Origin of the sequence: Pantoea sp. NGS-ED-1003, assembly GCF_000738765.1 — a bacterium.
GTDB lineage: Bacteria > Pseudomonadota > Gammaproteobacteria > Enterobacterales > Enterobacteriaceae > Pantoea > Pantoea septica.
This window is the reverse complement of record NZ_JPQA01000001.1, coordinates 1-11,829: the sequence shown is the minus strand read 5'-3', so window position 1 is coordinate 11,829 and position 11,829 is coordinate 1. Positions and strand designations below refer to the sequence as shown.

15 protein-coding genes are annotated in these 11,829 nt (G+C 52.8%); 8 read left to right on the top strand and 7 right to left on the bottom strand.

Annotated elements, in window-relative coordinates; genetic code table 11:
- The first annotated feature begins 142 nt into the window (after positions 1-142).
- From JS46_RS00070 to cmoB, 4 genes are all read left to right on the top strand, one after another.
- The gene (locus JS46_RS00070; protein ID WP_033746499.1) at positions 143-964 is read left to right on the top strand and encodes a DUF72 domain-containing protein; all 822 of its coding nucleotides are present in this window, start codon (positions 143-145) and stop codon (positions 962-964) included.
- A gap of 15 nt (positions 965-979) precedes the next feature.
- The gene (locus tag JS46_RS00065; RefSeq protein ID WP_033746497.1) at positions 980-1,375 is read left to right on the top strand and encodes an MAPEG family protein; all 396 of its coding nucleotides are present in this window, start codon (positions 980-982) and stop codon (positions 1,373-1,375) included.
- 80 nt (positions 1,376-1,455) lie between these two features.
- Positions 1,456-2,184 (top strand): carboxy-S-adenosyl-L-methionine synthase CmoA, encoded by a 729-nt coding sequence (cmoA, locus tag JS46_RS00060; protein ID WP_033746494.1) that lies wholly within the window; start codon positions 1,456-1,458, stop codon positions 2,182-2,184.
- Positions 2,181-3,149, top strand: coding sequence for a tRNA 5-methoxyuridine(34)/uridine 5-oxyacetic acid(34) synthase CmoB (gene cmoB, locus JS46_RS00055; protein WP_033746491.1), 969 nt, complete (start codon positions 2,181-2,183; stop codon positions 3,147-3,149). The genes cmoA and cmoB overlap by 4 nt, the downstream gene beginning before the upstream one ends.
- 3 nt (positions 3,150-3,152) lie before the next feature.
- Here cmoB and JS46_RS00050 read toward each other — a convergent pair whose 3' ends face one another.
- Positions 3,153-3,779: a LysE family translocator gene (locus JS46_RS00050; protein ID WP_033746488.1), complete on the bottom strand. Its 627-nt coding sequence runs from the start codon at positions 3,777-3,779 to the stop codon at positions 3,153-3,155.
- Positions 3,780-3,848: 69 nt separating this feature from the next.
- Entirely contained in the window at positions 3,849-4,694 is an 846-nt protein-coding gene (locus JS46_RS00045; protein WP_033746485.1) for a hypothetical protein, read from the bottom strand.
- A 274-nt stretch (positions 4,695-4,968) separates the two neighbouring features.
- On the opposite strand from JS46_RS00045, the gene JS46_RS00040 reads away from it, so the two are divergent.
- The 4 genes from JS46_RS00040 to JS46_RS23130 all read left to right on the top strand — a co-directional run bounded on the left by JS46_RS00040 (position 4,969) and on the right by JS46_RS23130 (position 9,180).
- Positions 4,969-6,099 (top strand): site-specific integrase, encoded by a 1,131-nt coding sequence (locus JS46_RS00040; protein ID WP_051905528.1) that lies wholly within the window; start codon positions 4,969-4,971, stop codon positions 6,097-6,099.
- Between the two features lie 13 nt (positions 6,100-6,112).
- On the top strand, positions 6,113-6,298 hold the full coding sequence (locus tag JS46_RS00035; protein ID WP_033746479.1) for a hypothetical protein: 186 nt from the start codon (positions 6,113-6,115) through the stop codon (positions 6,296-6,298).
- Between the two features lie 151 nt (positions 6,299-6,449).
- Positions 6,450-7,922, top strand: a complete 1,473-nt coding sequence (locus JS46_RS00030; protein ID WP_033746477.1) for a flagellin — start codon at positions 6,450-6,452, stop codon at positions 7,920-7,922.
- 133 nt (positions 7,923-8,055) lie between these two features.
- Positions 8,056-9,180, top strand: a complete 1,125-nt coding sequence (locus JS46_RS23130) for an RNA-guided endonuclease TnpB family protein (RefSeq protein WP_072010376.1) — start codon at positions 8,056-8,058, stop codon at positions 9,178-9,180.
- A gap of 149 nt (positions 9,181-9,329) precedes the next feature.
- Here the strand turns inward: JS46_RS23130 and JS46_RS23125 are convergent, their stop codons facing one another.
- From JS46_RS23125 to JS46_RS00005, 5 genes are all read right to left on the bottom strand, one after another.
- Positions 9,330-9,569: a DNA polymerase V gene (locus tag JS46_RS23125; RefSeq protein WP_072010375.1), complete on the bottom strand. Its 240-nt coding sequence runs from the start codon at positions 9,567-9,569 to the stop codon at positions 9,330-9,332.
- A 203-nt stretch (positions 9,570-9,772) separates the two neighbouring features.
- Entirely contained in the window at positions 9,773-10,225 is a 453-nt protein-coding gene (locus tag JS46_RS00020; protein ID WP_033746475.1) for a tail fiber assembly protein, read from the bottom strand.
- 1 nt (position 10,226) lies between these two features.
- On the bottom strand, positions 10,227-10,853 hold the full coding sequence (locus JS46_RS23035) for a hypothetical protein (protein ID WP_051905526.1): 627 nt from the start codon (positions 10,851-10,853) through the stop codon (positions 10,227-10,229).
- 2 nt (positions 10,854-10,855) lie between these two features.
- Complete coding sequence (locus tag JS46_RS00010; protein ID WP_033746472.1) at positions 10,856-11,437, bottom strand: YmfQ family protein; 582 nt, start codon at positions 11,435-11,437, stop codon at positions 10,856-10,858.
- On the bottom strand, positions 11,428-11,829 hold a 402-nt coding region (locus tag JS46_RS00005; protein WP_033746468.1), incomplete at its 5' end, for a baseplate J/gp47 family protein. The genes JS46_RS00005 and JS46_RS00010, both read right to left, overlap by 10 nt.

Below are 11,829 nucleotides of genomic sequence, written 5' to 3'. Positions count from 1 at the left end.
CGCAAAAAAGGCGGCCATTATAATGGAAAAAGGCAGGCAGGATAAGTAGAGCCGCGCCAAACCCCGCATTTCGTCGCCGGTTTTTCCTCCCCCGGGCAACCAGGCTAGTCTATAGGGCAAAACCAGCAGAAAAGGAGAGGCCGTGACGCTTCGTATTGGGCTGCCGCAGTGGCAGCATTCGCACTGGAAACGCTGGGGCATTGAAAGTCTGGCTGATTATGCCCGGCTGTTCCACTGCGTAGAGGGCAACACCACGCTTTATGCGCTACCCGCGCCCGACACCGTTCAGCGCTGGCGCGATATGACGCATGACGATTTTCGCTTTTGCTTCAAGTTTCCGCAGACCATCAGTCATCAGGCGCAGCTGCAGCACACCGACGATCTGCTGAGCGATTTTCTGCGGCTGCTCGATCCGCTGGCCGACCGTATCGGACAGTACTGGCTGCAGCTGCCCGCGACTTTTGCGCCCGCGCAGCTCGCCGATCTCTGGCGCTTTCTCGACGGGCTGCCGCGCCGCTTCAGCTATGGCGTCGAAGTGCGCCACCCCGCCTTTTTCGCCAAGGGCGAGGCGGAGCGCGCCCTGAATCAGGGGCTGCAGGCGCGCGGCGTCAACCGGGTGATTTTAGACAGCCGCCCGACGCACGCCTCAACCTCGCAAAGTCCCGCCGCCCTGCACGCGCGCCAGCAAAAGCCGCGCGTGCCGCCTCACGCTGTGCGCACCGGCGAGCGGCCCATGGTGCGCTTTATCGGCAGCGACGACGTAGACCAGAGCGATCGATTTTTTCAGGTCTGGCGCGAAAAACTGGCACAATGGCAGACGGAAAGCGACCCGCTGTTTTTTATTCATACACCCGATATGGGCGAGGTGTTTCCGCTGGTGCGGCGCTTATGGCCGCAGCTGCAGGCGATCGACGCCGGCATCGGCAGCGGCCCCGCATGGCCGCAGCAGGAATCGCTGTTCTGATGAACGAGGATTAGCATGGTAAGTGCGTTATATGTGGTACTGGGCGTGTTGATGGTGATGAAGTTCGCGCTGGACGTGGTGCGCTACCGTCGCCACTATCGCGTCGCCTTTGGCGACGGCGGGTTTCACGATCTGCGCGTAGCGATGCGCATTCACGGCAACGCGATCGAAACCATTCCGCTGGCGCTGCTGCTGCTGGTGATGATGGAGATGAACGGCGCCGATATGTGGATGATGCATCTGACCGCGCTGCTTTTTTTCGCCGGCCGGGTGCTGCACGCGCAGGGGCTGCGCCGCAGCGCGCTCGCCGGGCGCAAATATGGCATGATGCTGACGCTGTTCGCCCTGTGCGGCATGGCGGTATTTAACCTTATCTATCTGCCCTGGGAGCTGGTGCTGACGCTGCATTGACCGGCTGCGGGGGTAAAGGGTGCAGCCCGCCGCACTTTCTGCCAGAATAGCGCCCTTTCCGTTGTCTTTCCGGATTTATTATGTCTGACCGCGATACGCTATTTTCCGCGCCCATCGACAAGCTGGGCGACTGGACCTTTGACGAGCGCGTGGCTGAAGTCTTCCCCGATATGATTCAGCGCTCCGTGCCCGGCTACTCGAATATCATCTCCATGATCGGCATGCTGGCCGAGCGCTTCGTCACGCCCGACAGCCATGTTTACGATCTGGGCTGCTCGCTTGGCGCCGCCACGCTCTCGGTGCGCCGCAATATCAAGGCGCCCGGCTGCACCATTATCGCCGTGGATAATTCGCCGGCGATGGTCGAGCGCTGCCGCCGCCATATTGACGCCTTCCGCGCCGAAACGCCGGTGAACGTTATCGAGGCCGATATCCGCGATATCCCTATCGAAAACGCCTCGATGGTGGTGCTGAACTTCACGCTGCAGTTTCTTGATCCTCCTGCGCGGCTGCAGCTGCTGGAGAAGATCTGGCAGGGGCTGAAGCCCGGCGGCGCGCTGGTGCTGTCGGAGAAGTTCAGCTTCGAGGACGCCGAGGTCGGCGAACTGCTGTTCAATATGCACCACGATTTCAAACGCGCTAACGGCTACAGCGAGCTGGAGATCAGCCAGAAACGCAGCATGCTGGAGAATGTGATGCTGACCGACAGCGTTGAGACGCACAAGGCGCGCCTGAAACAGGCGGGCTTCTCTCACGCGGAACTCTGGTTCCAGTGCTTTAACTTTGGTTCGCTGGTGGCGTTGAAATGATTGAGTTTGGCCGTTTTTATCAGCAAATTGCCACCGGTCCGCTCGCCAGCTGGCTGGAGGTGCTGCCGGCGCAGATCGCCGCCTGGCAGAAAGAGAATCTGCATGGCCTGTTTCGCAACTGGGAGAAGTCGGTTGAGCATTTGCCGCTGCTGCAGCCGCAGCAGCTCGACCTGCTGCACAGCGTCAGCGCAGAGCGCGACGATCTCAGCGATCGTCAGCGTCAGGGCATCGAGAAACTGCTGCGCAACCTGATGCCCTGGCGTAAAGGCCCCTACTCGCTCTACGGCACCGCTATCGATACCGAATGGCGTTCCGACTGGAAGTGGCAGCGCGTCGCGCCGCATATCTCTTCACTGGCGGGTCGCACCGTACTGGACGTCGGCTGCGGCAGCGGCTATCACATGTGGCGCATGGTCGGCGCCGGCGCGCAGCTGGTGGTCGGCATCGATCCGATGCAGCTCTTTCTCTGCCAGTTCGAAGCGGTGCGCAAACTGCTGGGCGATGACCGACGCGCCCATCTGCTGCCGCTCGGCATCGAACAGCTGCCGACGCTACAGGCGTTCGACACCGTTTTCTCAATGGGCGTGCTTTATCATCGCCGTTCGCCGCTCGATCATCTGCTGCAGCTGAAAAACCAGCTGGTGAGCGGCGGCGAGCTGGTGCTGGAAACGCTGGTGATCGAGGGAGATGAGCGGGATGTGCTGGTGCCGGGCGAACGCTATGCGCAGATGCGCAACGTCTATTTCATCCCTTCGGCCGCAGCGCTGAAAAGCTGGCTGGAGAAGTGCGGCTTCGTCGACGTGAAAATTGTCGATTATGCGGTGACCTCCACCGACGAGCAGCGCCGCACCAGCTGGATGACCAGCGAATCGCTGGCCGAGTTTCTCGACCCGCAAGACGCCGGCAAAACGGTGGAAGGCTACCCGGCGCCGCTGCGTGCGGTGCTGGTCGCCACCAAACCCTGACGCTTAGCGGCGCGAGAGCGCCAGCTTCGCCGCGAAGCCGATAAACACCATGCCCGTCAGGCGGTCCATCACCTTGAGCACCGCCGGACGGCGCAGGTGCGCGGCGAAATAGTGGCTGCCGCCAATCAGGACGGCGTTCCACAGCAGCCCAATCGCGATATGCATCAGCGCCAGCAGGCTGCACCAGAGCGGCACCGACGCCCCCGCCGGAATAAACTGCGGCAGAAAAGTAACGTAAAACACGCCCATTTTGGGGTTGAGCAGATTGCCGAACAGGCCGCGGTTGAAGCAGCTCAGATAGCTTTGCGGCGCGATTTCCGCCGCCGCTTCATGCAGCGGCTGCGTGCGCGGGCTGAGCAGCAGCCTGACGCCAAGATAGAGCAAATAGGCCGCGCCGATCCACTTCAGCAGGTTGTAGGCCATTTCCGACGCCAGCAGCAGCGCGCCCAGACCACATCCCACCGCGACGCCCCACACAAGACAGCCGAGGTTAATGCCCAGCGCCGTGGCGCTGCCCCGTCGCCAGCCCTGCGCGGCGGCAGTGCGCAGCACCAGCGCGGTATCGAAACCGGGCGTCAGCGTCAAAATAGTAATAGCGAATAAAAACGAGAACAGCAGCGTAGCGGTCATAACGCTCTCCCTGAAAATGGCTCCGCTCACTTTAACAAATTTTTAACGAGGACGCGCTATTTCTGCGCGCTACTCCGTCTCAGCAGGCCGGTCCCAGTACTGATATTTATAGGCGGCGCTGAGATGGCGCTCGATAGTGCCTTTGTCGAATACTTCGGTTTCATGCAGATAGCTTAACGTGCAGTTGCCGACCTCGTCCCATAGCTGACACTCGTCGACCGAACGCAGCGAACTGACCGGCGTGGTCGCGGTGCCGTGCAGCTGCCATTCGCGAAAATCTTTATCGTAGGTATAGAGATCTTTGCTGCGCGCCGTGATCGCGCTGACCACCTGCCCCTGCGGGTTCCAGCGCCAGCTGCTTTCGCCGTTGGTCAGGGCGTCGGTGCCGCGCGAAACGCTTTTCGTCAGCCGCAGCTGCGCGTCGTAACGATAGGTGGTGTCGGTAAAGCCGCTTTTGCCCATGCTGGTGAATTTATCGGAAGCGGTGACGATATTGCCGTGCTGACCGGTGAGCCAGCTAATGGTGCCCTGACGGTTATCGACCACCTGCTCTTTGCCCTCTTTCAGCACCTTCACCAGGTAGGCGTACTCCGCTACCCAGCCGCCCTGCACGCGCGCAATATGCTGCTCCATGCTCAGCACGACGTTGTGCTCTTTTTTATCGAAGGTGACGTCAGCCACCTGCAGGATGCCGCAGGGATCGAACTGCCCAAGCACGCGCTTTTGCGAATCGACATCTTTGCCGAACTCGCCGGCGATCACCTGTCGCACCGCGCCTTTCGCGCTGCCGCCCAGCATAATCCAGCTGTTGTTGCTGGCGACGGCTTTACTGTGTGGAGCGCAGGCGGCGGCCCACAGCGCGGGAGAGGCGAACAGCGAACCCAGCGCAAGCGCCACAATCAGAGAGCGTTTCATGGTGTAACTCCCAGAGATCTCAATAACCTGAGTGTAACCGTATTGGCGGCATCTGGCGCGGCCTGGTAAAATTCTGCGGATAAAAAGAACCCCAGCAAGATAAGTGTATCTCGGTAAATTGCTCTTTGGTAAATTTCATTTAAAAACAATGACATAAATTTATTTGCAGATTTATGCTTTGCATATCACTGTATATTATCACAGTATTATTAGGCGTTTCTGTGTGCTCAGGTCCCCCTGCAGGCCCCCTTGGGAGCCCATAGCGAGAAAAAGAATGGCTTACTACAGTATTGAAAAACGGAAGACCACAAAAGGCGAGATCAGATATCGCTGCACAGTTGCCGTCAAGAAAGAAGGCGCGATAATTTACCGCGAGCGTGAAACCTTCACCAGGCAGTCCGAGGCCAAATCTTGGGGCATTATCCGGGTTGCAGACATCGAAAAGAATGGCGTTCCGGTCGAAAAACAGAAACAGACGACGCTTTTTGGTGAGCTGTTAGAGCGGTATATGAATCACCCTAACATCACTTACAGCAAAAGTAAGGCATCAACGCTCAGCCTGATTAGCCGTAGTGAAATCTGCGAGGTACCACTGAGCGAGTTCACCTCTAACACGTTCATTAGCCATGCGGAATACAGAGCATCGCAAGGTGCCGGTCCGTCCACTATCCGTAATGATATTACCTTCATTGGGGCAATTCTCGGAGCTGCCGGCCCGATGTTCAATATTGATTTTGATATGGACTGTTATAGAAAAGCCAAATATCAGATGAGCAGACTGGGAATGATCTCTACTTCTCAGAAGCGCAGCCGGCGACCAACATCTGAAGAAATAAGCCAGCTCCTTAACGCCCTTGAGGCTCGAGCGGCGGGTTCATACAAAGGCATCCCCTTTCACCGTATATTCCTTTTCTCAATTCTCTCCTGCATGCGCATTGGAGAGGTGACAAGCCTCCGTTGGGATGACATAGACGAAAAGCAGAAAGCCATACTGGTCAGGGATAGAAAGCATCCGCGAAAAAAAATTGGCAATCATATGTATGTTGCGTTGCTTGGAGAGGCCTGGGATATCGTGCAGGAGCAACCAAAAACCAGTGACCTGATTTTCCCCTTCAAACAAAAACGGATAAGTATCGTGTTTGGAGAAGAGAGGAATAAATTGGGCATTGAGGATTTGCGCTATCACGACCTGCGCAGAGAGGGAGCAAGCCGGCTCTTTGAGGCTGGTTTTGTCATCGAAGAGGTGGCTCAAGTTACAGGGCATAGATCGCTCAAGACACTATGGCAAATTTACACAGAGCTATATCCTCGATCCCTTCATGACCGCTTCAGAGAGCTGCAGGAAAAAAGGGGCGGCGTCATTGCTGACGCTGGAGTAATACCAGTTAAATTGAACGTTGAATGAGAGCCAGGCTGAAATGTCAAAATATGAAACGTCTAATATCGGCCGCATGCCGGAACTGACTGAGTTTGGGATGATTTACAGCGCAGTAGGCAAAATTCTGGTGCTGGACTTGGCGATGAAGGATTCTCTGACGGGATACATTGATGATCCGCCGAGTTTTCCTGACCTGGAGATCAACAAACATGCAGATTTGACGTGAGAGTTACTGAGTATTGAAAATACTTTTTAAATTGGTGAATTTTACACTAAAGAATATTTGGGCCCTGACGATACTAGGTTTGACGGCGCAGAAGCCGAAGGGGTTTAAGCCCAAACCTAACCAAATGACTTGATTAATAGGAACTTTTACCATGGCTCAAGTAATCAACACCAACAGCCTCTCGCTGATCACTCAGAACAATATCAACAAGAACCAGTCTGCTCTTTCTTCTTCTATTGAGCGTCTGTCTTCTGGTCTTCGTATCAACAGCGCGAAAGATGACGCAGCTGGTCAGGCGATTGCCAACCGCTTCACCTCTAACATCAAGGGCCTGACTCAGGCTGCACGTAACGCCAACGACGGTATCTCTGCCGCACAGACCACTGAAGGCGCGCTGTCAGAAATTAACAACAACCTGCAGCGTGTACGTGAACTGACCGTACAGGCGCAGAACGGTACCAACTCTGATTCCGACCTGTCATCAATCCAGGACGAAATTAAATCACGTCTGGACGAAATTGACCGCGTTTCTGGTCAGACTCAGTTCAACGGCGTGAACGTGCTGGCGAAAGACGGCACCATGAAAATTCAGGTTGGCGCGAACGACGGTGAAACTATCTCAATCGACCTGAAGAAAATTGACTCAAAAACTCTGGGTCTGTCAGGCTTCAACGTAGATGGCGCACAGAAAGTTACTAAAGGCGAACTGGTTTCAGATTTCGGCGCAACTGGTACCGATAATTACAAAGTTGGTGCAGATACCTTTAACGTTGATATTTCTACTGGCGCAGTAACTAAAGGTGGCGTTGCACAGTACGTCAACTCAGCTAATGGCACTTTTACTAATAACGCAACCACAGCTAACACTAGCGAAGCAACTGACATTGCAAATGCTATTAAAGGCAAAGCCATTGGTGACACTGTATCTTATAAAGGCTTGACCTTAACCATGACGACGGTGGGAGACACTGACGGTAATGGTACTTTCTCCACAACAGTAAATGGCAAGAGCACTAGCGTTACTATTCAAGGTGCAGCTACTACAGCCGCGTTTAGCAGCAACGGAATCTATACTGATGCTTCTACTGGTCAGCTTACTACTGCAAGCACAGTTGATAATGTTGCAGCGACTCAGAAAGACCTTGATTTGCAAGGCGCTACCAAAACCAACAGCACTCTCAGCATTAATGGTAAAACCTACACTGCTAACGCCGCTGGCGATGAAGTGACTGCTGATTTCAGCGCAGCCCAAGATGATTCTGATGTACAAGCTGTATATCTGGGCAAAACCGCTGGTGGTAATGCAACCCTCATTAGTTCAGACGCAGCTAAACTTCAGCAGTCTACCTCTGACCCGCTGAAAGCGCTGGACGCAGCTATCGCAACGGTTGATGATTTCCGTTCAAGTCTGGGTGCAATTCAGAACCGTCTGGATTCAGCGGTAACTAACCTGAACAACACCACCACTAACCTGTCTGAAGCACAGTCTCGTATTCAGGATGCTGACTACGCGACCGAAGTTTCAAACATGTCTAAAGCACAGATCATCCAGCAGGCGGGTAACTCCGTGTTGGCGAAAGCTAACCAGGTTCCGCAGCAGGTTCTGTCTCTGCTGCAGGGCTAACAGCTCAAAGCCCCCCGCTTTTGCAGGGGGCTTTACTGTTTCAACCGTAAAAATATTGCTATTGCAGTATGTTTACTGATGAAATAGCCGGGCCTTAAAGTAAGGTCTCAACTTTAGGTTAATGATTATCCACATGCTCAGACGCCAAGCTTTCAAGTTTCAGCTGAAACCAACCCCAGCGCAAATTGCTTCTATGAAGTCATTCGCTGGTGCTTGCCGTTTTGTATATAACCGCGCATTAACTATACAAAGCGACATCTGGCGAAATGGTGATCGCTACATCTCTTATAATAAAATGGCACCTTGGCTTGTAGAATGGAAAAGCCAAGAAGAAATGTCATGGTTGAGTAATGCCCCTTCCCAAATCCTTCAACAATCTTTAAAGGATCTTGATAAAGCATTCAACAATCTTTTTGCACGTAGAGCAACCTTCCCTTCTCCTAAAAAGAAGGGCAGAAATGATGCTTTCCGTTATCCCACTCAGCGTGTGAAGCTTGATGAAGGCAATGAAAGAATCCAATTGCCTAAACTGGGATGGGTTCGTTACAGGAAAAGCCGCAACATTACAGGGGTAATCAAAAACGTCACAGTTTCAATGAAGCTGGATAAATGGTATGTCAGTTTACAGACCGAATCCGAGGTTGAAACACCGGCACCGTTGCAATCTTCAATGGTTGGACTGGATACCTGCAATATCGAATGCCTTACAACTTCTGAAGGTACCGATTTTTTTTCTCAAGCAACTTTACCAAAAATGGAAAGGTCTCTTGAGAAAAGCATCAAGCGTTTGCGTAGAAAGAAAAAGTTTAGCTGTAACTGGATCAAGCAGAGACATAAAATAAACCGCCTGTTGCATCGCATATCTAATATGCGTAAAGATCATTTCCACAAGATTTCAACCACACTCAGCAAAAACCACGCAATTGTCGTGATTGAAAATCTTGAGCATGCAACCTCGCTTCTTAACCGCTCCCCACGCAAAAAAGCGACTGCGGTAAATAACATCTATGAGTTAAAACGCCAACTTGATTACAAACTATCTTGGAATGGTGGACAATTGGTGACCGTGCACGAGCGCGACAACAATCTGAAGCCAGTTGAAGATGACAGTGCTTGCACCGCCTATGGTGCAATAAGAGCTAAGAAAATTTTAGCGGCAGGGCATGCCGTGATTGCCTGTGGAGGAGTGGATATGTTGCGCCATCCGTTGAAGCAGGAACCCTCAGAAGATAATGGTAGTACCGTTATCTTGCTGTAAGCCCGGTTTAGTCCGCGCTGGATGTCAACGTCTGCCCTTAACTTTAGTTAACATTTATTTTTAGAAGTGCCACAGGATTATGCGCGACGAGATCTTTTACCGTTATCCGACGCTCAATGTAATCCTGAGCCGGGGACGAAAAGCTCATATTACAGACCTCCGTTCGGGTTAAACACCTGGAACGTGCGCTCTTCACCTTCTTTGGTAGAAACATCGCGGAAAGTCGAAGTATAAATTTCTACCCAGCAGTTTGCCTCTTTCAAAGAAAAGTGCCAGTTCAGGCGCTCAAGCTCTTTGACAAAATCTACAGTTGTTACTGTGTATCGGCCTTGCTGGTCCCGCTTGATAGCGTTTCTAAATGCTGTTTCTTTTTCATATTCGCGTGGCATGCATGATCCCCCCCAAAAAATACTGTATACACATACAGTAATATCAGTAGGGATTTTTATCAAGATAGTGCGGTTCGGTTTTACTATGGGCTTTATAAAGTGGGTTTTGGAAGGTGTTAGGGTGAGTGAATAAGCTTTAGTAACCCTACCCGTAGCCTGCTTAGATCGGTGTGGTATACCCATGCCCCGTCGCCGGGGCTTTTTTAGGATGAGGGACTGTCTGGCCAGCTGATATTTGGTGCGGTTGATGTGTCCACCCTGTTCAGTAGCACCCGGTATTTCTTCCACTGAGCTAACTGAGCTTTCTCGTCATCGGTGGCAATTTCGAGATCGACTGCGTCCTGCAATGGAGCAATTTTATTACCAGCGTCGTTCATCAGGAATGTCTTTTTCGCCTCTGCATTGCTCACCAGCTGCTCCTTGCTGAGCGGTGGAGTATCGACCCAGCACGGATTGCCTTTCCCGTCAGAACCAATCATTTTCCCTTCAGGTGGCTGCTCATTAAAGTGGGCATAAACCTCATCGCTCACTTCAATGTAATTATCCGGCCATGTCCCAGCGGCCTCGAAAATATTCTTATCGGAAACAAAATAAAATGCATTTTCAACCGGGGGGTTATAATTTTCATTCAGCGCAGAAAAAATGTAATTGCTCATATCAGTATCCTATTGCGAAAAATGAAACAGCACCTGACAGAGCGTTAATACCTCCGCCGTTGGTTAACGCACGCATTTGCGCTGCGCCGTATGAAAGGTTGGAATACTCCATGGAGGCATTCACAGTAGACGTTTGCTGTAGGTTTGAGTTAGGCGCTCGCTCTGTAGCCCATGCAAAAAGAAGTGCGCCCGGGAAAGGCTGGTCGAAAGCCTGATAAAAATAGCCGTTAGAGTCAGCTGCGCCATTCACCACTTTGAGCATAAAACCGCCCGGAAGTTGCAGGGTCATCTTTCTGTTAGCAATACCTGTTCCCGATCGATTAAAAATAAAACTGCTCATATCTGGGATTTGAGTGGCCCCTGTGCCTACATTTCTTTTTGATGCCGTACCCAGAGACAGGCTTGTTATCATCGCCTGGATTGCTTTTAATAACTGAGCATTGTCGCCTTTATTTAACGCAATTCCTGCCGACTCAATGACGGCGCTGAGCTCTTCCTGTAATGAATCAAAAAAAGGAGCATCAAGCGCTGTGGGAAGCTCTCCCGTTTGCGGGTTTCCGCCGGTAAAGCCATTTTTACCTTCCCCGAATTTATCTTTCTGCGCTGTGGGCGTATCAATACGATGCATGTTTACTCCGGATATCTGAAAATAACGTAAGTATGCGAGGGGGCGAGTTTCTCAAGAACGCACTCAGCGATGGTGTCACCCCATGCACGCAGACTGTCTGTGCAGTCACTGATGGCAGTCATCGGGGTTATCTGGGTTGAGGCGGGCATGTTTACCTGCCAGTAATAGCGCCAGTCATCGCTGTAGAGTGAATCTGTGCAACTGGACTGGCAGGTGAACTGGCTTTTGTTGTATCGGGTGATCGTGACTCCCGTATACCCCAGCGCCTCAAGCTGCCCGAGATAAAAAGCTTCATTGATCCCGCCAGGGAGATTAAGTTTTGCATCCAGCCGCTGACGGCGTTGCTGGAGTGTTTGCACACCAGCCGGGGCGCAGCTGTCAGGAAGCCGGCTTATCGATTCGTAGCGGTCAATCAGCTCAGTTACTGAACGAGGATCGATCTCCTTCATTAACGCATCACCGCGCTCATGCAAGGCTGAAAGTGAGGGGGCCATGCCTGTCAGAAGAGGATCATCAGCATCCCACGCAGGACCGCGCGGGAGCAGTGCGCCTAGCATCTGGCGGTACTGTGCGGTTAAGTCCATGAGATGGTCCCCACTACGCCAATCTCACCTCTGGCAATCGCAATATCGGATGTCGGGCTGACAAGCGTATGGCTGTATTCACCCGTCGCGATGCTGATTGCCTCGCTTATGCGAGACGGCTTAAGGACGCCTTCAGGGATACCGTCTCTAAGCATCATTGACCTCAGTTCCGCCTCTACGGCGTAGCGAACTTCCTGAGTATCAGGGTTTAAACGAACCTGAAAATTAACGATGCGAGGAGTCGGAGCGAATACGTAAATATCAGCGCCCGCTACCGGCGCTCGCGGTTCAATGTATGCCTGCACTGATGCGACGGTTGCTACATCAGGGATCGGGTTAACCAGGTCACTGTTTGCAATCATCACCCCAACAGTTCCCCGCCCGCTCCAGTG

Bases quoted from the DNA above. Each gene is read 5' to 3' on its own strand.
- JS46_RS00065 (WP_033746497.1), top strand. From the start codon at position 980: ATGGTAAGTGCGTTATATGTGGTACTGGGCGTGTTGATGGTGATGAAG.
- cmoA (WP_033746494.1), top strand. From the start codon at position 1,456: ATGTCTGACCGCGATACGCTATTTTCCGCGCCCATCGACAAGCTGGGC.
- cmoB (WP_033746491.1), top strand. From the start codon at position 2,181: ATGATTGAGTTTGGCCGTTTTTATCAGCAAATTGCCACCGGTCCGCTC.
- JS46_RS00050 (WP_033746488.1), bottom strand. From the start codon at position 3,779: ATGACCGCTACGCTGCTGTTCTCGTTTTTATTCGCTATTACTATTTTG.
- JS46_RS00045 (WP_033746485.1), bottom strand. From the start codon at position 4,694: ATGAAACGCTCTCTGATTGTGGCGCTTGCGCTGGGTTCGCTGTTCGCC.
- JS46_RS00040 (WP_051905528.1), top strand. From the start codon at position 4,969: ATGGCTTACTACAGTATTGAAAAACGGAAGACCACAAAAGGCGAGATC.
- JS46_RS00035 (WP_033746479.1), top strand. From the start codon at position 6,113: ATGTCAAAATATGAAACGTCTAATATCGGCCGCATGCCGGAACTGACT.
- JS46_RS00030 (WP_033746477.1), top strand. From the start codon at position 6,450: ATGGCTCAAGTAATCAACACCAACAGCCTCTCGCTGATCACTCAGAAC.
- JS46_RS23130 (WP_072010376.1), top strand. From the start codon at position 8,056: ATGCTCAGACGCCAAGCTTTCAAGTTTCAGCTGAAACCAACCCCAGCG.
- JS46_RS23125 (WP_072010375.1), bottom strand. From the start codon at position 9,569: ATGCCACGCGAATATGAAAAAGAAACAGCATTTAGAAACGCTATCAAG.
- JS46_RS00020 (WP_033746475.1), bottom strand. From the start codon at position 10,225: ATGAGCAATTACATTTTTTCTGCGCTGAATGAAAATTATAACCCCCCG.
- JS46_RS23035 (WP_051905526.1), bottom strand. From the start codon at position 10,853: ATGCATCGTATTGATACGCCCACAGCGCAGAAAGATAAATTCGGGGAA.
- JS46_RS00010 (WP_033746472.1), bottom strand. From the start codon at position 11,437: ATGGACTTAACCGCACAGTACCGCCAGATGCTAGGCGCACTGCTCCCG.